Raw genomic sequence first — 23,040 nt, 5'->3', positions numbered from 1 at the left:
TAAGAAAAAGGAGCGGAAAAGAGATGAACTTAGATCGTTTAACAGAATTACGAAAAAAGAAAAAGTGGTCTCTTCAATACACAGCAGACCGCCTTGGCATCGCAAAAAGTACATATGCTGGCTATGAATCTGGCTATAGACGCCCTTCGTTTGAAGCGCTTGCTTTATTAGCTGATCTTTTTGAAACAACGTGTGATGATCTACTCGGGCGCACACCTCACCATGAACAAATCTCTCTTGAAGTCACAGAACCAAATAAATTAGCTGTTGACGGTAAAACGCTGACAAAAGAAGAAGCCATAGGGGTTGTGGCTTTTGTTCGGGCTAAGAGAGCCATTGAGGAAAAGAGATAATGTATCCTTTACTATGAGTAATTTAGTATCACTCTTTTAAAGAAAGGGATGTTCCTTTTATGGAACATCCCTTTCTTTGTTTTTATAGATATAGTGCTCCCCTTTAATTTCCTTCTTTACAATAAATCATATTTCATGCATAAATCCCCACCTCTTTGGGGAATACCTTATATGTATGATTGATTATTTTTCCAAGGAGGGATTAAGGTGGAAGATAAGAAGAAACCAACAGAAAATGGAACGGCTGTAAATGGTGAAGGTGATGCCCTAGATAAGCGTATGGCAGAAGGCGAACATGAAGATACACTCACAACTCGTCAGGGCCACCCTGTTAAAGATAACCAAAACATCCGAACAGTCGGAAATAGAGGACCTGCAACACTAGAGAACTACCATTTCATCGAGAAAATTTCACATTTTGATCGCGAACGGATTCCAGAGCGTGTTGTTCATGCTCGTGGTGCAGGTGCACATGGATATTTTGAAACGTACGGAAAAGTTGGAGATGAACCTGTTTCTAAATATACGCGTGCTAAAGTGTTTGAAGGTGCTGGTAAACAAACGCCTGTCTTTGTACGCTTTTCGTCTGTTATTCACGGCGGTCACTCTCCGGAAACGCTACGGGACCCACGAGGTTTTGCGGTTAAGTTTTATACAGAAGACGGAAACTGGGATCTAGTTGGAAACAACTTAAAAATTTTCTTCATTCGTGATGCCATTAAATTTCCAGATATGATTCACGCTTTTAAACCAGATCCTGTCACAAATATACAAGACAGCGAACGCTTTTTTGATTTCTGTAGCAATTCACCTGAAGCAACGCATATGGTAACGTTTGTTTATTCTCCGTGGGGAATTCCAGCAAACTATCGCCAAATGCAAGGCTCTGGCGTTAATACATACAAATGGGTAAACAAAGAAGGAAAAGCTGTTCTTGTTAAATATCATTGGGAACCAAAGCAAGGAATTAAAAATTTAACACAGCAAGAAGCAGAAGAAATCCAGGCAAAGAACTTTAACCATGCAACACAGGATTTATATGAAGCAATTGAAAATGGTGACTACCCAGAATGGGAACTTTTTGTCCAAATCTTAAGTGATGATGACCACCCTGAGCTTGATTTCGATCCGCTTGATGATACAAAGATTTGGCCAAAAGATCAAATTCCGTGGCTGCCTGTGGGAAAAATGGTTTTAAATAAAAACCCTGAAGACTATTTTGCTGAAGTTGAACAAGCTGCATTTGGAACAGGTGTTTTAGTAGACGGTCTTGACTTCTCTGACGATAAAATGCTACAAGGGCGAACCTTCTCTTATTCAGATACACAGCGTTATCGTGTTGGGCCAAACTATTTACAATTGCCGATTAATGCACCAAAGAAGCATGTAGCAACAAACCAACGTGGCGGGCAGATGATGTATTATGTTGATAAAGGGACTGACCAAAATCCACATGTTAACTATGAACCCTCATCATTAGGAGGTTTAAAAGAAGCTCCTCGTCACGGTAAAGAATATACGCCATATGTTGAAGGAAACCTTGTTCATGAACGAATTGATAGAACAAATGACTTCAAACAAGCTGGTGAAACATACCGTGCATTTGATGAGGTTGAACGGGATGATTTAATTCGTAACCTTGTCGATGGTTTAGCTCCTTGTAAGCCTATTATTCAAGAAAAAATGATTGAGTATTTTACAAAAGCAGATGAAGATTACGGCCGCCGTGTCGCAGAAGGATTGAAAAAGCGCGGAAATACCGATCATCATGGTCCACTAGGCGCAACGGAAACAAAAGAAACAGTTGATAAAGCAAAAGACATGGGACATGATACAGACTCCTATTAAAAAAACGTGAGCTTTTACAGCTCACGTTTTTTACTTTCTTATTGACTATCTACATTTATATATACGCAGATAGCTTCACATCATGATAGACAATACTTTAAAGACAAGCGCCCCTAATAGTGCTGTCAATGGCAATGTAATTACCCACGTCAGCACAATACGTTTTGCTGTGCCCCACTTTACCGATTTAAACTGCTGAGCAGACCCAACTCCCATGATAGAAGAGGAGATAACGTGGGTTGTACTTACAGGAAGTTTTAATGCTGTAAATCCGAAGATAATAAGTGCGGATGATATATCAGCTGCTGCTCCACTTGCTGGTGTCAGCTTCGTAATTTTCCCACCAACGGTCTTAATAATCTTCCATCCTCCAACAGACGTTCCAAGAGCCATTGCAGCTGCAACTAAGATTTTAATCCAAAAAGGTACTGCTGTTGAGCTTTGATAACCTGATGTAATCAGTGCCATTGTCATAATGCCCATTGTCTTTTGCGCATCATTTGTTCCATGTGAAAACGACTGCAGCCCTGCCGTTACCATTTGCAGTGATCGCATTCTTTTATTTGTTTTATACAGAGGCAAATTTTTAAGTGTACGTTGAAAAACTTTCATAATCAGGAATCCAATAATAATGGCAATAATGGGCGAAATAATTAACCCTTGTACAATTCCAAAAAAACCTTTGTAGTTCAAAATATGAACACCGCCAGCTGCAATAGCTGCACCTGAAATAGAACCAACAAGAGCATGTGACGAACTACTTGGGATGCCAAAATACCATGTGATTAGATTCCAAAAAATAGCGGAAATTAGCGCTCCTAAAATAACGGCTGATCCGTTTTCCAATGAAAATGGATTAACAATGTCTTTTGTAATCGTTTCAGCAACGCCTGAAAATAATAGGGCTCCACCAAAGTTGGCACAGGCAGCAATTAAGATTGCTGTCCGAGGTGATAAAGCTCTTGTTGTCACGGACGTAGCAATGGTATTAGCCGTATCATGAAATCCATTAATAAAATCAAATACTAACCCTAATATAATAATAAGAATTAGGAATAAAGGTAGATGTTCGATAGCAAATCTACCTCCTTACTTTTTTATTGTTGTTTGTTGAGGTTGATATCTATATCTTTCCTCTTCTGTCGGCAGCAATTCAATCTGGAACATTTTCTTTCTTCAATACGGAAAGAACAACTTACACTTATGTCTATAACTTTATTGAACATTCATCGTGTGCCACTCTAATGATGTTCCAACCTTAAAATGATTTCAGCAGACATATAAAACCCTTAAATACCTTTATTACAAAGATATTAACAAAGTTAAGTATAAGCTCAACAAACCCTACTACTTATTTTAACATTATTAAACCTACTATCCTATTTTACTTTTACAATTTTTTGCTTACTATATTTACTTATTTATTTTTTATCTCAAATCATAAAAAAGAAGAGCCTTCTTACAAAAACTCTTCCCTTTCTTGACCTTATTTTGTTTTTTCAAAAATTAATTCAAAATTGTCTGCACTTCCTACAGTTCCTGTTCCAGGGGCAAAGATTTGAACAAAACGCCATCTTTCTTCTGCATGCTGTTGAATAATTTCTCGGTAATCTTCTTTTGATGTACTTTTTAACAATCCATGTTTTAACTCTACTTGTACAAACTTATATTCATACATTAAGTTTTCCTACTCTCCCTATTTTTATAACTATTATACCATTTATAGATATATTTTACATTTTATAAGCATTAAAAAAGCATAGGCTCTGGTTAAGAGCCTATGCTTTACTTTTTTATAATAAAAAACCACCAAAATATGTATTTGGTGGAGACGGTGGGAGTCGAACCCACGTCCAAAGATATTGATACTTAAGCATCTACGAGCGTAGTCGGCATATTCGCAATTCGCTCTCTCTTATGCCTACCGACAGGCGTCCGAGGAGCTAGTCTGATTAATCTCTTCTTAAGACCTCAGACGGTGGCCTTAAGCGTAGCCCACTTCATAGTGAACCCTATGCACTTCCACATGGGCGATGGAAGGAAAGGGCCTCTAGCATTATGCTGCTAAAGCGAAATTGTTTTGTTTGCCAGTTATAATTAACTCGACGTTGGTAACGAGGACGATCCCCCCGGCTCGCAACTCAAGCTCAAACCATCCCTGTCGAATCCGTAACGTCCCCATATAAAAGGTTATCGAAACGGGACAACTATAAGTTTAAGCTTAGCTGTCGCTAGTTACTGGCTGTGTTACATTTATTATTATAGCACATACGTTCTTGAAGTCAAATGTAAACTTTTAGGACTCTACATTTTTTGACGTTCACGAAACGCACGCTCAACATCACGTTTAGCTTCTTTACGTTTTAAGTCTTCACGCTTGTCATACTTCTTTTTACCCCTTGCAAGCCCAATTAAAACTTTTGCGTATCCATTTTTCAAATAAAGTTTTAATGGAACAAGAGAATAACCTTCTTGCTTCGTATCGCCAACTAATTTATTAATTTGTTTACGGTGTAAAAGAAGCTTTCGTGTGCGCAATGGCTCATGGTTGTGGCGATTTCCTTGCTCATACGGACTGATGTGCATGTTATGAAGAAACACTTCTCCATTTTGCACGCGTGCGAACGAGTCTTTTAAGTTAACGCGACCACCACGAATAGCCTTAATTTCTGTTCCTTTTAATACAAGGCCCGCTTCATATGTTTCTTCAACAGCAAAATCATGACGAGCTTTTTTATTTTGGGCAATGAGTTTTCCTTCTCCTTTTGGCATAAAACACGTTCTCCCTTCAAACAACGAACATCTAGCGTATTATCTATTGTAACAGATTTTATGATCTGCTCTCAACTTATGAGAGGCTGCCACAGGCAGCCCCTCTGTTATTTACGCTTACGTCTCTTTTTCTTTAATCCTGGTGCTCCTTCATAGAAAGCTTTGCGCTTTCTCTTCTTTTTGTCAGAAGACGGATTTGTTGACCATTCTTCTTTTTTCTTACCTTTTGCAGTTGGTCTTGTGCGCTTATTATCATTTTTAATGACTTTCGGACGATCCATGCGGGCACGCTTTTTGCTGCCTTTCATGCCAACAATTACAAAGTCAATTGAGCGCTCGTCTTTGTTTACACTAGCAACTTGGACCTTCACTTCATCGCCAATGCGAAGCACATTTCCTGTTCGCTCTCCGATCATAGCAAAGTTACGCTCATCATAATGATAGTAATCATCAGACAAGTCACTTACATGAACAAGCCCTTCAATTGTGTTAGAAAGCTCAACAAAGATACCAAATTTGGTTACTGAGCTAATAATTCCTTCGAATTCTTCTCCAACCTTGTCTGCCATGAATTCTGCTTTCTTGAGGTCATCTGTTTCACGCTCTGCATCAACTGCACGACGCTCACGATCTGATGTATGTTTCGCAATCTCTGGCAGACGCTCTTGCCACTTCTCTTGTGTTGCACTATCTACTTGATTTTGAACTAAATACGTTCGAATAAGACGATGAACAATCAAGTCTGGATAACGACGGATTGGTGACGTAAAGTGTGTATAAAACTCTGTTGAAAGCCCGAAATGGCCTAGACTCTCATGAGAGTAGCGTGCTTGTTGCATAGAACGAAGCATTACAGTTGAAATAACCATTTCTTCTGGGCTTCCTTGTACAGCCTCTAACACTTCTTGAAGTGCGCGTGGATGGATTGAATTTCCTGTTCCTTTAACGGCATACCCAAAGTTTGTAATGAACTCTAGGAAACGGTTAAGCTTATCTTCTTTTGGATCTTCATGAACTCGGTACATAAACGGGATATTCATCCAATGGAAGTGCTCTGCCACCGTCTCGTTTGCTAGAAGCATAAACTCTTCAATCAGTTTTTCTCCTACTGAACGCTCATACAATCGAACATCGCTTGGATGCCCTTCTTCATCTACAAGAACTTTTGCTTCTTTAAAGTCAAAATCAATTGCCCCACGGTCCATTCGTTTTTGTCGTAGGATAGCAGCCAGTTTTTCCATATCTTCAAACATCGGAACGAGTGGCTCATATTTAGCACGAAGTTCTTCATCTTTATCTACAAGAATCTTGTTCACATCTGAATAAGTCATTCGTTCCGTTGTCTTAATCACACTTTGGAAAATTTCATGCTTTACAACTTCTCCCTTTGCGTTTACTTCCATTTCACATGAAAGCGTAAGACGATCAACTTTCGGATTTAATGAACAAATTCCGTTTGAAAGGCGGTGTGGAATCATTGGAATTACGCGGTCTACTAAATAAACACTTGTCCCGCGATCAGTTGCTTCCACATCAATTGGCGACCCTTCTGTAACATAGTGACTAACGTCTGCGATATGAACCCCTAACTTATAGTTTCCGTTTTCAAGTTCTGTAACGGTAACCGCATCATCTAAGTCCTTAGCATCTGCGCCGTCAATTGTCACAATTGTTTCGTTACGAAGGTCACGACGATCTTTTAAATCACTTTCAGCAATTGTATCTGGAACATCGTTTGCTTGGTCAATAACCTCATCAGGGAATTCAACAACAATGCCGTATTTATGAATAATGGAAAGAATATCAACTCCAGGGTCGTTTTTGTGACCAAGAATTTCTTTAACTTCCCCTTCTGCATTCATGCGGTTATCAGGATAGCTTGTTAGCTTTACGATAACTTTATGGCCGTCAATTGCTCCATTTTGAGCATTTTTTGGAATGAAAATATCACTCTTAAACTTTTTGTCATCTGGTACTACAAAACCGAATCCTTTGCTCTGTTCATATGTACCAACAATTTCTTGGACACCTCGCTCAAGAACCTTCATAACTGTTCCTTCACGTCTTGCTCCTGATTTTTCAACGGTAATACGAACAAGAACTGTATCACCATGCAGAGCGTTCCCTGAATCGCCTGGTGGAATAAACACATCTTGTTCAATTGTGGTATCTTCAGGACGAACAAAGGCAAAACCTTTTGCATGACCGATTAATTTACCTCTTACTAAATTCATTCGCTCAGGTAAACCGTAGCGGTTTGTTCTTGAACGAATGATAAGTCCTTTCTCTTCCATTTCTACAAGAGCACGGACAAATGTTTTGAATTCAGATGAATCTTCAATGCCGAATACTTCTTCAAGCTCTTTCGTTGTTAATGGTTTATAGCTTTCTTCTCGCATATAGGCAAGAAGACGATCAATATGGGTTTGAATATTTTGATCCATTGTCAACCTCCTTGTTTTCAATATTTGATCTACCAGTCTAATGACTCCAAGAAGTTATATACATCTTCATGAAGTACATCACGTTCTTTATCTAATGTGATTACGTGGCCTGACTCTTCATACCATTTAATATCTTTCTTTGTTGATTCTACTTCGTTATAAATAATATTGGCACTGTCCGTATTAATCATATGATCATGACGCGCTTGTGCAACGAAGGTTGGAGCATATACCATATCCACATTATGACGAACATCTGAAATCAATTCTTGTAATGCTTTTAGGGTTTCCATTGGTGCCTTCTTAAATTCCTGCATTTCATTCTTAATTTCTTCTTCTGTTTTCCCTTGGCGTTTCTTAAATTCACGAGCATATTCTAGAACACCATTGTACATGACTTCTTCACTTTTAATATACATTGGAGCACACATGGGCACTATACCCTTTACAGGTACAGTGTAACCTAATTTCAGCGAAAATACGCCGCCAAGTGAAAGACCTGCTACTGCAATATCATCAAAGCCTTTTTCCTTTAGGAAGTTATACCCTTCCATCACGTCTTTCCACCAATCATCAGGACCTGTATGAACTAGTTCTTCAGGAGGCACACCGTGTCCTTTATATTGAGGAGCATGGCACGTATACCCACGTTTTTCTAAGTAACGACCAAGCATCCGAACATCTGCTGAATTACCTGTAAATCCATGCAGTAAGAGAACTGCTTTATCTCCACCTTCAAATGTAAATGGTTTTGGTAACGTAATCTTCATTATGTATCTGCTCTCCTTCTTTTTGCGATAGTGATTTTCTGCCTGTCTATTTAAAAATTCCCTTATATGGTCTTTCTTAATCATAATCTAAACAAGCGTTTATTTAAACAAAAAAGGCCAGCTTATAATAAGCTCGCCCATTTAAAACTTACCGTATGACACTAAAAGTGTAAGAACAAAGAATAAAACAGAAAGAACAACTGTAATACGGTGTAGAACAGCATCAATACCACGGGCTTTCTGTTTCCCAAAAAGTTGCTCTGCTCCTCCTGAAATTGCACCTGAAAGTCCAGTACTTTTACTTGACTGAAGAAGTACAACAATAATTAGCGCGATAGCTACGATAATGAGTAATGTCATAAGAACTGTATGAAGCATTTATAAAACACCTCCCGGTTAAACACACGTTTCCAATATTTTAAATTTATCATAAAAACAATAGGGTTACAAGGACAGAGAAAATATGTTAACAATACGTTAACAAAAGTGCTTATAACTATAAAAAAGCTCCGCTCAAGCAATGAGCGGAGCTTTCTATTCATTCACCTTATTTTTTAAGGTTGTAGAATGATTTAATTCCATCATATTTCGCAACTTCACCAAGTTGGTCTTCGATGCGAAGTAACTGGTTGTATTTTGCAACACGGTCTGTACGAGATGGAGCACCAGTTTTGATTTGACCTGCGTTTAATGCAACAGCAATGTCAGCAATTGTGCTATCTTCAGTTTCACCACTGCGGTGAGAGATAACAGCTGTGTAACCAGCGCGTTTAGCCATTTCGATTGCGTCAAATGTTTCTGTTAACGTACCGATTTGGTTAACTTTGATAAGGATTGAGTTTCCAACACCTTGTTCAATACCTTGAGCAAGTTTGTTTGTATTTGTTACGAATAGGTCGTCTCCTACTAATTGAACTTTGTTACCAATACGCTCAGTTAGTAATTTATGACCTTCCCAGTCATTTTCGTCAAGACCATCTTCGATTGAGATGATTGGGTATTTAGAAGCTAATTCTTCATACCAGCTTACCATTTCTTCAGAAGACTTCACAACGCCTTCGCCAGAAAGATGGTATTTGCCGTCTTCTTTGTTGTAAAGCTCAGAAGATGCTACGTCCATTGCTAACATAACTTGTTCGCCTGGTTTGTAGCCAGCTTTTTCGATCGCTTCGATGATTGTTTGTAATGCTTCTTCGTTAGAGCTTAAGTTTGGTGCGAAACCACCTTCGTCACCTACAGCTGTGTTGTAACCTTTTCCTTTAAGAACTGATTTTAAGTTATGGAAAATTTCAGCGCCCATGCGAAGAGCTTCTTTGAAGTTTTCAGCACCTACAGGCATAACCATGAATTCTTGAATATCAACGTTGTTATCCGCATGCTCTCCACCGTTTACGATGTTCATCATTGGAACTGGAAGAGTTTTTCCGTTTACTCCACCAAGGTATTGGTAAAGTGGCATATCGTAGAAGTCTGCAGCTGCACGAGCAACAGCCATAGATACACCAAGGATTGCGTTTGCACCTAGTTTACCTTTGTTATCTGTACCATCAAGCTCAATCATAGATTTATCGATTGCAACTTGGTCAAATACGTCATAACCAATGATTGCTGGAGCGATGATTTCATTTACGTTTTCTACTGCTTTAAGAACACCTTTACCAAGGTAACGTTCTTTGTCACCGTCGCGTAATTCTACTGCTTCATATTCACCAGTAGATGCACCACTTGGAACTAGAGCGCGTCCCATAGCACCTGTTTCTGTGTAAACTTCTACTTCAACTGTTGGATTCCCACGAGAATCTAGTACTTCACGAGCATAAACATCAACAATAATAGACATATAAATGTCTCCTCTCTTATTTGATTAAAGTTTTTCCTGTCATTTCTTTTGGTTGTTCTACATCTAACAATGTAAGCATTGTTGGAGCTAAGTCAGCTAAAATTCCGTCTTCACGTAACTCTACACCATCGCGTGTTACGATAACCGGTACCGGGTTTGTCGTATGTGCTGTATGCGGAGTTCCTTCTTCAGTGATAATAATGTCAGAATTACCGTGATCAGCAGTAATAATGGCATCTCCACCTTTTGCAAGAATAGCGTCAACAACTTTGCCTAAGCACTCATCAACAGCTTCGATTGCTTTGATGGTTGGCTCAAGTTTCCCAGAGTGACCTACCATATCTGGGTTAGCAAAATTTAAGATAATAGCGTCTTGCTTGTCCCCTTCAATTTCTGCTAGTAACGCGTCCGTTACTTCATAAACAGACATTTCAGGTTTCAAGTCATACGTAGCTACTTTTGGTGAATCAATTAGAATACGTTTTTCACCAGGGAATTCCGCTTCACGTCCACCGCTCATAAAGAACGTCACGTGCGGATATTTTTCAGTTTCGGCAATGCGAAGCTGATTTAAGTTATTTTGTGCAAGAACTTCACCAAGTGTGTTGTCTAAGTTTACAGGCTTAAACGCCACAAATCCGTTAACTGTTTCACTGAAACGAGTTAAGCAAACAAAGTGTAAGTTTTTCGGATGGTTCTCTCCACGTTCAAATGAACGGAAATCTTCATTTGCAAACGTGTTTGAGATTTGGATTGCACGGTCAGGACGGAAGTTATAGAAGATAACTGCATCTTCGTCTTCGACTTTTCCAACAGGTGCACCATCTTCATCAACGATAACAGACGGTAAAACGAACTCGTCATAGATATCGTTTTTGTAAGAGTCTTCAACTACTTCAAGTGGGTCTGTGTATGCTGGGCCTTCACCATAAGCCATAGCACGGTAAGCTTTTTCAACACGATCCCAACGCTTGTCGCGGTCCATTGAATAGTATCGACCAGAAATAGTAGCAATCTTACCGATACCAACCTCTTTAATTTGTTCTTGAAGAGCTTTAATATACTTACGAGCTGTTTGTGGACCTACATCACGACCATCAAGGAATCCGTGAATGTAAACTTCGTCAAGGCCTTGTTTCTTCGCTAAACGTAAAATAGCGTATAAGTGCTCAATATGACTATGAACACCGCCATCAGAAAGCAAACCAAAAGCGTGAAGCTTTTTATTGTTTTCTTTTGCATGCGCAATTGCGCCTACAATCGTTGCGTTTTCCTCAAACTCACCTTCACGAATTGCCAAGTTTACACGTGTTAAACTTTGATAAACAATTCGTCCAGCTCCGATATTTAAGTGCCCTACTTCAGAGTTCCCCATTTGGCCCTCTGGTAGTCCTACTGCTTCACCACTCGCTGTTAGCGTTGCGTGAGCATGCTCGTTCCAATAACGATCGAAGTTAGGTTTTTTTGCTTGAGCAACGGCATTTCCGTACTCTTCATTACGCAAAGCAAACCCGTCTAGGATGATTAATGCTACTGGTTTTTTAGCCATTGTTACTTCGCCTCCACTAGCTGTAAGAAAGACTGAGCTTCAAGGCTAGCTCCACCAACTAAAGCACCGTCGATGTCAGATTGTGCCATGTATTCTTTAATATTAGCTGGTTTTACACTGCCGCCATATTGAATGCGAACAGCTTCTGCAACGTCTGTTGAGAAAACATTTTCTACAACTTTACGGATTGCTGCACAAACTTCGTTAGCATCTTCTGCTGTTGAAGATTTGCCTGTTCCGATTGCCCAGATTGGTTCATAAGCAATAACAACTTGTTTTGCTTGCTCTTCTGATAAACCTTTAAGAGCTGCTTTTACTTGTGTTTCTACAACTTCTTTCGTTTTATCACTTTCGCGCTCTTCAAGTGTTTCACCACAACAAACGATTGGTGTTAAGTTATGCTTGAATGCTGCAAGCGTCTTTTTGTTTACTGTTTCGTCTGTTTCAGCAAACATTTCACGACGCTCAGAGTGACCTAGGATTACGTAATCAACGCCAAGATCTGCAAGAGCTACTGGGCTTACTTCACCTGTGTATGCTCCGTTTTCTTCAAAGTGCATATTTTGAGCGCCAACTTTAAGGTCTGTTCCTTTTGTTGCTTCAACAAGCTTGTCTAGGAATAGTGCAGGTGAACAAACTACTGCATCTACCTCGCTTGCTGCAGGAACACTATTTTTTACTTCTTCCACGAAGCTTACTGCTTCTGAAAGAGTTTTATTCATTTTCCAGTTACCAGCGATAATCGGTTTTCTCATCGTTACACCGTCCTCTTTTATTGTTTCACTAAACGTGAAGTGTTTCTTTATAAGTGCTGTGTAAACGTTGATTTTACTTGTCGTTAAGTGCTACAACGCCTGGAAGTTCTTTACCTTCCATAAATTCAAGCGAAGCTCCGCCACCTGTTGAAATATGGCTCATTTTATCTGCTAAACCAAATTTCTCAGCAGCTGCTGCAGAGTCTCCACCACCGATTACAGAGTATGTATCAGTCGCTTCTGCTAGCGCTTCTGCTACAGCTTTTGTTCCGTTTGCAAATGTATCAAGCTCAAATACGCCTAGTGGTCCGTTCCAAATGACAAGCTTAGAGTTTTTAATAACATCTGCATAGATTTCACGCGTTTTTGGACCAGCATCTAGGCCTTCCCAATCGCTTGGAATGCTATCGATGTCAACAACTTGTGTGTTAGCATCATTTGAGAAATCATCTGCTACAATAACGTCAACAGGCACGTAGAAGTTTACGCCTTTTTCTTTTGCTTTGTCCATGAATGTTTTTGCTAAATCAATTTTATCTTCTTCTAGAAGAGACTTACCAACATCATGGCCTAATGCTTTGATGAATGTGTAAGAAAGACCTCCACCGATGATTAAGTTATCTACTTTATCAAGAAGATGGTCAATTACACCAATTTTGTCTTTAACTTTTGCTCCGCCAATGATAGCAGTGAACGGACGCTCTGGATTTGAAAGAGCTTTACCAAGTACTTCAAGTTCTTTCTCCATTAAGAAACCTGCAACCGCTGGAATATGCTCAGCAATTCCTGCTGTTGATGCATGTGCACGGTGGGCAGCGCCAAATGCATCGTTTACATATACGTCTGCAAGCTCAGAGAATGCTTTTGCAAGCTCTGAATCATTCTTCTCTTCTCCAGCATAGAAACGAACGTTCTCAAGAACAAGAACATCTCCTTCGTTCATGTTACTGATCATTTGCTTTACGTTTTCTCCATAAGCTTCGTCTGCTTTTGCAACAGGCTTGCCTAATAGATCTTGAAGGCGTTCAACAACTGGTGTTAAACGAAGTTCTTCAACAACTTCTCCTTTTGGACGACCAAGATGGCTTGCAAGAATAACTTTAGCACCTTGTTCAATTAAGTAGTTAATTGTTGGTAAAGCTGCTTTGATACGTGTTTCGTCTGTAACTTTTTCGTCTTTCATTGGGACGTTGAAATCTACACGACAAAAAACGCGTTTTCCTTTAAGATCGATATCTTTAACAGTTTTTTTGTTCACCGTAAAGACCTCCTTTGCATGATGAGTTTTTGGGTGCTCTCATTGTAAAACGAACGAAGAAAACAAAAACAGGGAAAACGGGGGACAAATCCCCGCTCCCCCTGTTTCACATTTACATTATAGTTGTTATAAAGCATGTAAGCCAACTACAAATTGTTCGAAATTTGTAGTTTGAGGTGATTTATAACTTATAGACCTTGTTTTGCGATGTAAGCAGCAAGATCTACTACGCGGTTAGAGTAACCACTTTCATTATCATACCAAGAGATAACTTTAACCATGCTGTCTTCCATAACCATTGTAGAAAGAGCATCGATTGTAGAAGAGTTTACGTTACCGTTGTAGTCACCAGATACTAGTGGCTCTTCGCTGTAACCAAGGATACCTTTAAGATCTCCTTCAGCTGCTTCTTTGAATGCTGCGTTTACTTCTTCAACTGTTACGTCTTTGTCAAGCTCAGCTACAAGGTCAACTAAAGAAACGTTTGGAGTTGGAACACGCATTGCTCCACCGTTTAATTTACCTTTTAATTCAGGTAATACTAATGATACAGCTTTTGCAGCACCAGTAGTTGTTGGGATGATGTTTTCAGCAGCTGCACGAGCACGACGGTAATCTTTATGTGGTAAGTCTAAGATTTGTTGGTCGTTAGTGTAAGAGTGAACTGTTGTCATCATACCGCGTTTGATACCGAACTTTTCGTTAAGTACTTTAGCGAATGGTGCTAAGCAGTTAGTAGTACAAGAAGCGTTAGAAATTACATGGTGGCTTCCTGCATCATATTTATCTTCGTTAACACCCATAACGATTGTGATGTCTTCTTCAGAAGCTGGAGCAGAGATAATAACTTTTTTAGCGCCTGCTTCTAAGTGTTTAGCAGCATCTGCACGTTTTGTGAAGAATCCAGTAGATTCAACAACGATATCAACACCAAGGTCACCCCAAGTTAATTTCGCTGGGTCACGCTCAGATAATACTTTGATTTCTTGGTCGCCAACAACTAGGTTGCTGCCATTTACTTTTACTTCTTGATCTAATTTACCATGTACAGAGTCATATTGAAGAAGATGAGCTAACATGTTAGCGTCTGTTAAATCGTTAACAGCAACAACTTCAACCTCTGGATTATTTAGAGCTGCACGGAATACGTTACGGCCGATACGACCAAAACCATTAATACCAACTTTTACTGCCATGAGTAAAATCCTCCTTAAGAATGGTGAAATTTAAATTTATATGAAGAAATCTAAAATATTAGATCTCTCGCTAACTCTTTTGCTGCGCCTTCATCCGTTATAAGGATAGAATTGCGCGCTTGATTAAGAAAAGCCTTAATCGCTTTTGCCTTCGTTGAACCTCCTGCGACTGCAATAACATATTTATTGTGGTTCAAATCGTCAAGCTGTATGCCTATTGTTTTTACTTTGTGTACAATTTTTCCGTTTTGGTCAAAATAGTACCCGAAAGCTTCTCCAACAGCATGTCCATTTTTGATCTTATTTAAATCACTTTCTGATGTTTGGCGTCTTTTTGCCATTGTCATCGCTTCTCCAATACCATGGAGAATAATGTTAGATGATCGAATAAGGTGAAGCATGTTTTGAATTAAAGGCTCTTCAATCATCGAGCGATACGTATCATCACTAAGCTGATCTGGAACATGCAAGAGACGGTAATCTTGAGAAGAACGTTCCGCCATCTTGGCACAAATCGTATTTGCTTGGTTTTTTACATTTTCACCAAGCCCCCCTCGTGCAGGAACGAAAGTGATTTTATGGTTTTTTACATGAGGCGTCATCATCTCTGCTACGGAAGCAAGAGTTGTCCCCCCTGTAACAGCGACAATGTTTTCTTCGGGTGCAAGGTATTTTTTCAAACAAGCAACGCTTGCTCTTCCCATTTCTTTTTTCACCCATGGGGAGAGATCACTATCGCCAGAAACGACAATTACTTCTGATAAAGAAAAGGCTTCTTTAATTGTTTTTTCCAATAAGGAAGCACCTGAAACTTCTTTCATACTATCTTCTAATTGCGTGAGTAACGTTTCCCCTTCATGCGTAAGCGTCATGCCTGTTGCTTGAACATGAATCAAATTTTGTTCTTTTAAAAAGGTCACTTCTCCCCGCAATACTCGCTCTGTAATGTTAAGGCTTACAGCTAAGTTACGGCGACCAATTGGTTGCATTAAACGTATGTACAACAAAATTTGGTAACGTCTTTCAAGCAAAGGTAGAAGATCTGGTATTAATTTTTTCTGTAATTGAATAATCGAATACATGAACCTTCCCCTTACAGCCAATCACATGGTCATTTTATGTCCCACGTAGACATATTATGTCCCGCATTGGCTAAAAAAAATCACCCCTGCTACAAAATTCATTTTATCAGGAGTATTGAGCTTATTCAACAAAAGAAAATCGTATATTTTATAGTAAGCGGTTCCATCGTTGAATATGCTACTTAAAAAAATTTCAAAACTCTTCTTTCTATCTAGAGAAAAAGGGCATGAGGTCATCTTTTGTTACTTTACCATATGCCACAACATCTCCATTAATTTCTACTACTGGAATCATTAATCCATATTCTTCAACTAAAAAGTCTTCTTCGTATATGTCTTTTTCTTCAAAGTCATACTTGAATTTTTTCTGAAAAACCGTCAAAAGATCTTTTGCCATATCACATAAGTGACATCCTTTTTTCGAATATAGAATAATTTTCATTTTTTCACCTCTAATACGTTTTCCGTAATGAGGAGGCCAAAATATTAAGCTGTTCACGATACTTTGCAACTGTACGACGTGAAATGGAAACATCGTATTGTTCTTTTAATTGTGAAACAATCTTCTTATCTGACAAAGGTTTACTTTTATCCTCATTCTGTACAATATGCTTAATAGCAGTCTTTACAGAGGTCGAAGAAGTTTCTTCAAGCCCTTTTGCGATGCTTGTAGTGAAAAAATATTGCATTGGATAGGTTCCAAAAGGTGTTTGCACATATTTATTTTTTACCGCTCTGCTTACTGTTGATTCATGCACATCAATAAAATCTGCAAGTTCTCTTAATGTTAGCGGTTTCATATTTGTTGGTCCATCTAAGAAAAATGATTTTTGTAATACTAATAAACTCTCCATAATTTTACCTAATGTTTCTCTTCTTGTTTCAATTCCTTTACTAAGCCAGCTAAATTCTTTGTAATGATCCTTTAAATAAGCTTGAACTTCCTTATTAGTAGACGAAGCTGCGCCTCTTTTATACATTTTATCCATTTGGATATCATAGTTATAATCATTGTTTCGCAGTACTATAAGTTTCCCACTCGCCTTTTGCTTAACAATAAAATCAGGTGTAACATATGCATCACTCACTCGTTCATACGCAGCACCTGGTCTCGGGCTTAGCTTCAACACTTTTTTTTGCAATTCCTGAATGGCACAAAGGTTAATACTAGTCTCTTTTTCAATAGCTTTCCATTTCTTAAAAGCAAATTGATCAAAATACTCGGTAAGGATGATATAATCCTCTTCTGTTCCTTCACCAACATAGTCAAGCTGAATCCATAAACATTGTGCTAAACTGTGTGCCCCTACCCCTATTGGTTCGAACTGCTGTAGTACTCTCACCATTTCCTCTACTTTTTCAACGTCAACAGCAAGCAAACTAGCTAGTTCATCAGTATTTTCCTGCAGATACCCATTGCTATTTAAGCTATAAATAAGGTGTTGTAGAATCCTAGCTTCTTCTCCTGTGATTTTCATGTCACGCATTTGAGCTATCAAATAATCTTCTAACGTGCCTTTGCGTTCTTTAACAGGCAATTGCTCAGAGCTTGAAGAATAGTGCTTTCTTTTAGAAAACGCTCCATGAAAATCATTAATTTGAATAAGGGGATTCTGCAACGCTTTCTCCTGCAGAAACTCAAAAAGATCAGCTGTTGAAAACTGAAGAAGTGAAATTGCCTGCGACAATTCTGTTGACATATGAAGTTTTAGCGTTTGTTGTTGCCATAAAGAAGGCTCCATTGTTTTCCCCTCCCTTTTTCTATATTACTATAAAGTCTGAAAAATCAAAATCCTTTTCAGGAATTTTTCTTTATGTTTTCAACAAAATACTCCTATTTTAAAAAAGAATCCCCCGCTTAACATCGCGAAGGATTCTTACCTACTTATTTTGCTGCTGCAATTGTTTTAGCCATTGCTAAATATGGTGCTATTGCAGGGTTTCCGTCTTTTTTCGTAAAGATTGATAGCTTCATTGGTGTGTTTCCTTTAACAAGAATAAATCTTGTTTCATCTTCCCCAAGTACAGCTGTATATGAAACAGCATTTGCTAACCCGATATTTTCGTCTTTTTTGAAATTATCAGGGTTAACAGCCTGAGCTAGTGCCTTCACATTTTCCTCTTCTGCTGCCATATCAGCATTCTCATCTAACATTTCAATACGCATAAATGAATCTGAATTTTGCTTACTTGTAATAACATCTTTTCTAGGTTCTTCTGCTGAGAAAGTAAACCCATCTAAAAGATAAACATTATATCCTTGATTATCGCTAGATGTTAATGTTGCTTTCTCGCTTACAGATTGGCCATTATTTTCATAAGTAAGAGTCTTTTGTGTTCCATTACTCTCTTCTTCAGCCGGATTTTCATCCTGAACTTCCTGAGCTTGTTTTTCATCTTGAGTTTGTTTAGCTGTTTCTTCTGTATTCTCTTTCTCTACAGAACCTTTGCTTTCTTCTTCTGCATTTTCATCTTCTGTTGAAGCTTCTTCTTTATCCGAAACCGTTGACTCTGCCTGCGAATCATCGTTTACTTCTTGCTTAGCACTTTCTTCATTGTTTGTGCTCTCTTCATTGCTTGTTTGTTGCTTATTCTCTTCTTTTGTTGCGTCATCTTGAGCACTTTCATCATTTTGCTTTGCTGTTTCTGTGCTTTGATTTTCGTCTGTTGTGTTTTCATCTGAGCTTGATGAGTTGCTTGATGTTCCACAGCCTGCTAACACGAGCATTAAGGCAAATACAATCGGAAGCAACTTATGTAGCATTTTCAATTTTATTCCTCCTTTGTTTTTCCTTTCATATATAGTTTTAAAGCAAATTCTCTCAATTGACAAGCTTGGCCCATCTAAAAAAAGACAATTTTCTACATTTTACCCAATAAAAAAAGACAAGTTGGCAACCAACTTGTCTTTTTTGACACCCTCGATAGGATTCGAACCTACCCTAAGAGAACCGGAATCTCTCGTGCTATCCACTACACTACGAGGGCATGTGCATTCTCTATTATATGAAAATATGAAGATGATTTCAAGTAATTCTGAATTGAACCTCTTTCTATCGTTTAGTTTTTGGATAAAATGTTTGTTAAGATTAAGAGGATAAAATGAGACTTGCAAAAAAATTATAAAAAGGTGTCAGTATTTTTTTGTAGAAATAAACGTAGAGGGGTATAAAATCAGTCGCTTAAAAACGGAATGACTAATTTCTTTGAGGTTTAGACGTAGAAGTTTCGGGTAAAAATGTAAGTGTTAGTTTTACTTTATAAGCAAGGTCGAAATAACTCGATTGTTTTTGTTTGACCTTTATTGACCTTAGCTGTATGATATTAAGTAAGATACATATTAAAATTTAGATTAAGAGGAGGAATTTTCATGAATCTAATTCCTACAGTTATTGAACAAACGAACCGTGGTGAGCGCGCATACGATATCTACTCTCGTCTTTTAAAAGACCGTATCATTATGCTTGGTAGTGCTATCGATGATAATGTAGCAAACTCTATCGTATCACAGCTGCTTTTCTTAACAGCAGAAGATCCTGAAAAAGATATCTCTCTTTATATTAACAGTCCTGGTGGATCAATTACAGCAGGTATGGCTATTTACGATACAATGCAGTTTATTCAACCAAAAGTATCAACAATCTGCATTGGCATGGCTGCTTCTATGGGAGCATTCTTACTTGCTGCAGGTGAAAAGGGTAAACGTTTCGCTCTTCCAAACAGTGAAGTTATGATTCACCAACCACTAGGTGGAGCTCAAGGACAAGCAACAGAAATTGAAATTGCTGCTAAACGTATTCTTTTCTTGCGTGACAAACTAAACCACATTTTAGCTGATCGCACTGGTCAACCACTTGAAGTTATTGAGCGTGACACAGACCGTGATAACTTTATGACTGCTGATCGTGCAATGGAATATGGATTAATTGATAAAGTGTTAACAAAAGATCCATCAGCTAAGTAATATAAAAAACCTGTTTTCCTTTTTAGGAAAACAGGTTTTTTATATATAGAAAGGCTACTCTTTGTTTTGAACAAAGTTTGCTAAAGCTTCAACTGCTTCTTCTTCGTCATCTCCAGAAGCAATAAGATTAACAACAGCCCCTGAATTTAGTGCCAAACTCATTAATCCCATAATACTTTTAGCATTAATCTTTCTTCCCTCTTTCTCAAGAAAAACATCGGATTTAAATCGATTTGCTTCCTGAACAAAAAGTGCTGCAGGTCTTGCTTGTAAGCCCGTTTTCAAACGTATATCAATTTCTCTTTCCACCATATCTTCATCTCTCCCCTTTTAAGTTTGCACCTCTTCTAACGACTCTCCTAATCGTAACCTGTTGGCAATTTCATCAATTTTACGCAATCGATGATTAATGCCAGATTTACTGATTTTTGAACCTGAAACCATTTCCCCTAACTCTTTTAGCGTTACATCTTGGTAAGCCACTCGTAGCTGGGCAATTTCTTTCAGTTTTTCTGGCAAAACATCAAGCCCAACTGTCTCTTCAATGTAACGAATGTTCTCTACTTGTCGAAGAGCCGCTCCAATTGTTTTGTTCAAATTGGCTGTTTCACAATTTACAAGCCTATTAACAGAGTTACGCATGTCTCGGACAATTCGAACATCCTCAAATCGAAGCAGTGCATTATGAGCTCCAATTATATTCAAAAACTCAGTAATCTTCTCAGCTTCTTTCAAATACGTAATAAATCCTTTTTTTCGCTCTAATGTTTTACTATTTAAGTCAAAAACGTTCATAAGCTCACAAAGAGAATCATTGTGTTCCTTATAAAGAGATGCAATCTCTAAATGATAGGAAGAAGTTTCTGGATTGTTAACAGAACCTCCTGCTAAAAATGCGCCTCTTAAATATGCTCGTTTGCAGCACTTTTTCTTTACTAACTCTTGTGAGATGGTCCGGACAAATGTAAATCCTTCTTCAATAATATGCAAATCTTGAAGAATGAAGCGGGCTTTCTCTTTCATTCGTACAATATAAACATTGTTCTTTTTCAATCGCATTTTTTTCCGAACAAGCAATTCTACTGCAATGTCATAACTTTGTTTCAATAAAACATAAATTCTTCTTGCAATGGCTGCATTTTCAGTTTGAATATCTACAACAACTTTGCGATTTGCAAATGACATGGAGCCATTCATTCGAATCAGTGCAGATAACTGTGCTTTTGCACAACATTCTTTTACTTCAATATTTGTTAGCTCTTTTTTAGTAACTGAAGCAAATGACATGCTCTCACCCCCTCTTTTCTATTTTCAAAGAGCATATTTCCCCGTTATTCTTGATGAAGTAGCGAGAAAATGGTTTGTGCTACTTTTCTTGTATTATGTCGAATAACGTCTCCATCATATTGAATAAAATCGTCTGCAATAACATGTAGACCTAGTTTTTCCAACGTTCTTCGATCATAATCAACGGGAATAGCTTTTTCTTCTTTATATTTAGTCTGAATTTCTTTAGGAATTTCTCCATTATGAACAATAATTGTATTTAAAAAAGGACTTGGAACGTGTTTATACATCGCTAATACATGATCACTAGCTTTATAATCATGCGTTTCTCCAAGCTGTGTCATTACATTGCAAACATAGATTTTTTTAGCGGCTGATTTACAAAGCTCTTCAGCAATCTGTGGAACAAGTAAATTAGGAATAATGCTTGTAAATAAGCTCCCTGGACCTAATACAACAATATCTGCTTCTCGAATAGCTTCGATAGTTTCTTCAACAGGCTCTATTGTTTCTGGGGTTAAGAAAACACGATCAATCGTTTTCTCTGCTTGGGGAATCATAGATTCTCCTGAGACAACAGTACCATCTTCCATCTTTGCATGCAGCATAACGCTCTTATTAGCTGAAGGAAGCACATTTCCACTCACATTAAGCACTTTACTCATTTCTTGGATGGCGTGCACAAAATTCCCAGTTATAGATGTCATTGCTGCTAGAATCAGGTTACCTAGCGCATGACCTGTTAACTGGTCCCCACTTGAAAATCGATGTTGAAAAAGGTCTTCTACAAGAGGTTCTACGCGTGAAAGCGCTACAAGAACATTGCGAATATCACCAGGCGCGGGAATACCTAGCTCTTCCCGCAGCCTGCCTGAACTTCCTCCATCATCTGCGACAGTAACGATTGCTGTAATGTCAATTGGATAATATTTCAACCCTCTTAGTAAAACAGGTAGCCCTGTTCCACCTCCAATTACAACAACCTTTGGATGTGCTGTAGTCATTTACTTCTGTTTTCTCCTCTCAATATCTCGATGCAGTGGATTTGTTTTGAAATCTCCTTCAAAAATTTTGGCAAGATACTCAGCTAAAGTAACAGAACGATGCTGGCCTCCTGTACATCCGATTGCAACAATAAGCTGACTTTTCCCTTCGCGTTTATACTGTGGAAGCATAAGCTTTAAAAGGTCGATGAGCTTTTCAAGAAACTTTTGAGTATCATTCCATTTTAGTACATAAGAAGACACTTCTTCTTGAAGTCCTGTTTTAGGACGAAGCGAATCAATATAATGTGGGTTGGGTAAAAAACGAACATCAAAAACTAAGTCAGCATCAATAGGAAGACCATATTTGAAACCAAATGAAACAAAATTCACACTAAATACTTGAGAATTATTTGTTGAAAACTGCGTTATTACTTTTTCTCGAAGCTCGCGTGGCTTCAAGTCCGATGTATCTAAAATGATCTGAGCTCTTCCCTTTAGGTCATCCAATAGCTCTCGTTCAAGCTGAATACCATCAAGAGGCATGCCTGTTTTGGCAAGAGGATGAGAACGTCTTGTCTCCTTATAGCGCTGAACAAGAACATTATCTTTTGCATCTAAGAATAAAATTTGAGGCGTAATCCAAGATGTTTCATCAAGGTGATCAAGTGCCTGAAATAAACTATCAAAGAACTCGCGCCCTCTTAAGTCCATGACAACAGCTACTTTATTCATTTTTCCGTTAGACTCCTTCATAAGTTCCAAGAACTTAGGAATAAGCGTTGGCGGAAGGTTGTCAACACAAAAGAACCCTAAATCTTCAAAGCTTTGCACAACAACTGTTTTCCCCGCACCAGACATTCCTGTAATAATTACTAACTGAACTTCTTGTGAAGAATTAATGCTCATGTTTCTCCCCCTACCTAGTAAGATTATCCC

22 protein-coding genes, 1 tRNA gene and 1 other RNA gene are annotated in these 23,040 nt (G+C 38.4%); 3 read left to right on the top strand and 21 right to left on the bottom strand.

Translation table 11 applies throughout. From position 1 onward, the window contains the following. Positions 1 to 23: 23 nt before the first annotated feature. Entirely contained in the window at positions 24 to 353 is a 330-nt protein-coding gene (locus BM012_RS11610; RefSeq protein WP_061804668.1) for a helix-turn-helix domain-containing protein, read from the top strand. Between the two features lie 279 nt (positions 354 to 632). After that, positions 633 to 2,201, top strand: coding sequence for a catalase (locus BM012_RS11605; RefSeq protein WP_061804924.1), 1,569 nt, complete (start codon positions 633 to 635; stop codon positions 2,199 to 2,201). A 75-nt stretch (positions 2,202 to 2,276) separates the two neighbouring features. Here BM012_RS11605 and BM012_RS11600 read toward each other — a convergent pair whose 3' ends face one another. The 17 genes from BM012_RS11600 to BM012_RS11520 all read right to left on the bottom strand — a co-directional run bounded on the left by BM012_RS11600 (position 2,277) and on the right by BM012_RS11520 (position 18,855). Then, positions 2,277 to 3,275 (bottom strand): inorganic phosphate transporter, encoded by a 999-nt coding sequence (locus tag BM012_RS11600; protein WP_061804669.1) that lies wholly within the window; start codon positions 3,273 to 3,275, stop codon positions 2,277 to 2,279. 412 nt (positions 3,276 to 3,687) lie between these two features. Further along, positions 3,688 to 3,879 carry a DUF4177 domain-containing protein gene (locus BM012_RS11595; protein ID WP_061804670.1) on the bottom strand — a complete coding sequence of 64 codons (192 nt, stop codon included), beginning with the start codon at positions 3,877 to 3,879 and terminating at the stop codon, positions 3,688 to 3,690. 145 nt (positions 3,880 to 4,024) lie between these two features. Next, positions 4,025 to 4,381, bottom strand: a transfer-messenger RNA (tmRNA) gene (ssrA, locus tag BM012_RS11590). Positions 4,382 to 4,505: 124 nt separating this feature from the next. Then, positions 4,506 to 4,973, bottom strand: coding sequence for an SsrA-binding protein SmpB (smpB, locus tag BM012_RS11585; protein WP_061804671.1), 468 nt, complete (start codon positions 4,971 to 4,973; stop codon positions 4,506 to 4,508). 107 nt (positions 4,974 to 5,080) lie between these two features. Next, a complete protein-coding gene (gene rnr, locus BM012_RS11580; protein ID WP_061804672.1) occupies positions 5,081 to 7,417 on the bottom strand; it encodes a ribonuclease R in 2,337 nt (778 codons plus the stop codon). Between the two features lie 29 nt (positions 7,418 to 7,446). Then, entirely contained in the window at positions 7,447 to 8,187 is a 741-nt protein-coding gene (locus BM012_RS11575; RefSeq protein ID WP_061804673.1) for an alpha/beta hydrolase, read from the bottom strand. A 141-nt stretch (positions 8,188 to 8,328) separates the two neighbouring features. Beyond that, positions 8,329 to 8,565, bottom strand: a complete 237-nt coding sequence (secG, locus tag BM012_RS11570; protein ID WP_019394947.1) for a preprotein translocase subunit SecG — start codon at positions 8,563 to 8,565, stop codon at positions 8,329 to 8,331. A 169-nt stretch (positions 8,566 to 8,734) separates the two neighbouring features. Further along, positions 8,735 to 10,027: a phosphopyruvate hydratase gene (gene eno, locus BM012_RS11565; RefSeq protein WP_019394946.1), complete on the bottom strand. Its 1,293-nt coding sequence runs from the start codon at positions 10,025 to 10,027 to the stop codon at positions 8,735 to 8,737. Between the two features lie 16 nt (positions 10,028 to 10,043). Then, complete coding sequence (gene gpmI, locus BM012_RS11560) at positions 10,044 to 11,576, bottom strand: 2,3-bisphosphoglycerate-independent phosphoglycerate mutase (RefSeq protein WP_061804674.1); 1,533 nt, start codon at positions 11,574 to 11,576, stop codon at positions 10,044 to 10,046. 2 nt (positions 11,577 to 11,578) lie between these two features. Further along, the gene (tpiA, locus tag BM012_RS11555; RefSeq protein WP_019394944.1) at positions 11,579 to 12,331 is read right to left on the bottom strand and encodes a triose-phosphate isomerase; all 753 of its coding nucleotides are present in this window, start codon (positions 12,329 to 12,331) and stop codon (positions 11,579 to 11,581) included. 73 nt (positions 12,332 to 12,404) lie between these two features. Further along, positions 12,405 to 13,589: a phosphoglycerate kinase gene (locus BM012_RS11550; protein ID WP_061804675.1), complete on the bottom strand. Its 1,185-nt coding sequence runs from the start codon at positions 13,587 to 13,589 to the stop codon at positions 12,405 to 12,407. Between the two features lie 188 nt (positions 13,590 to 13,777). Continuing rightward, positions 13,778 to 14,785, bottom strand: a complete 1,008-nt coding sequence (gap, locus tag BM012_RS11545; RefSeq protein ID WP_061804676.1) for a type I glyceraldehyde-3-phosphate dehydrogenase — start codon at positions 14,783 to 14,785, stop codon at positions 13,778 to 13,780. Between the two features lie 50 nt (positions 14,786 to 14,835). Then, positions 14,836 to 15,867 carry a sugar-binding transcriptional regulator gene (locus tag BM012_RS11540; RefSeq protein WP_061804677.1) on the bottom strand — a complete coding sequence of 344 codons (1,032 nt, stop codon included), beginning with the start codon at positions 15,865 to 15,867 and terminating at the stop codon, positions 14,836 to 14,838. 208 nt (positions 15,868 to 16,075) lie between these two features. Next, positions 16,076 to 16,309 (bottom strand): glutaredoxin family protein, encoded by a 234-nt coding sequence (locus BM012_RS11535; protein ID WP_061804678.1) that lies wholly within the window; start codon positions 16,307 to 16,309, stop codon positions 16,076 to 16,078. A 10-nt stretch (positions 16,310 to 16,319) separates the two neighbouring features. Further along, positions 16,320 to 17,609, bottom strand: a complete 1,290-nt coding sequence (gene rpoN / locus BM012_RS11530) for an RNA polymerase factor sigma-54 (protein ID WP_061804679.1) — start codon at positions 17,607 to 17,609, stop codon at positions 16,320 to 16,322. A 143-nt stretch (positions 17,610 to 17,752) separates the two neighbouring features. After that, positions 17,753 to 18,637, bottom strand: a complete 885-nt coding sequence (locus BM012_RS11525) for a midas domain-containing protein (protein ID WP_061804680.1) — start codon at positions 18,635 to 18,637, stop codon at positions 17,753 to 17,755. A 146-nt stretch (positions 18,638 to 18,783) separates the two neighbouring features. Beyond that, positions 18,784 to 18,855, bottom strand: a tRNA-Arg gene (locus tag BM012_RS11520). A gap of 382 nt (positions 18,856 to 19,237) precedes the next feature. On the opposite strand from BM012_RS11520, the gene clpP reads away from it, so the two are divergent. Beyond that, positions 19,238 to 19,831 (top strand): ATP-dependent Clp endopeptidase proteolytic subunit ClpP, encoded by a 594-nt coding sequence (gene clpP / locus BM012_RS11515; RefSeq protein ID WP_019394937.1) that lies wholly within the window; start codon positions 19,238 to 19,240, stop codon positions 19,829 to 19,831. A 54-nt stretch (positions 19,832 to 19,885) separates the two neighbouring features. Here the strand turns inward: clpP and BM012_RS11510 are convergent, their stop codons facing one another. From BM012_RS11510 to rapZ, 4 genes are read right to left on the bottom strand one after another with little or no spacing between them, the layout of a single operon-like run. Then, the gene (locus BM012_RS11510) at positions 19,886 to 20,143 is read right to left on the bottom strand and encodes an HPr family phosphocarrier protein (protein ID WP_061804681.1); all 258 of its coding nucleotides are present in this window, start codon (positions 20,141 to 20,143) and stop codon (positions 19,886 to 19,888) included. Positions 20,144 to 20,161: 18 nt separating this feature from the next. Next, complete coding sequence (whiA, locus tag BM012_RS11505) at positions 20,162 to 21,118, bottom strand: DNA-binding protein WhiA (RefSeq protein WP_061804682.1); 957 nt, start codon at positions 21,116 to 21,118, stop codon at positions 20,162 to 20,164. 44 nt (positions 21,119 to 21,162) lie between these two features. Next, entirely contained in the window at positions 21,163 to 22,122 is a 960-nt protein-coding gene (locus BM012_RS11500) for a gluconeogenesis factor YvcK family protein (protein WP_019394934.1), read from the bottom strand. Further along, the gene (rapZ, locus tag BM012_RS11495; protein WP_061804683.1) at positions 22,123 to 23,010 is read right to left on the bottom strand and encodes an RNase adapter RapZ; all 888 of its coding nucleotides are present in this window, start codon (positions 23,008 to 23,010) and stop codon (positions 22,123 to 22,125) included. Positions 23,011 to 23,040 lie beyond the last annotated feature (30 nt).

Origin of the sequence: Priestia endophytica DSM 13796 (assembly GCF_900115845.1) — a bacterium.
Classification (GTDB): Bacteria; Bacillota; Bacilli; order Bacillales; family Bacillaceae_H; genus Bacillus_I; species Bacillus_I endophytica.
Note: the sequence above shows the minus strand (reverse complement) of the source record. Positions and strands in the feature narration are given on the sequence as shown.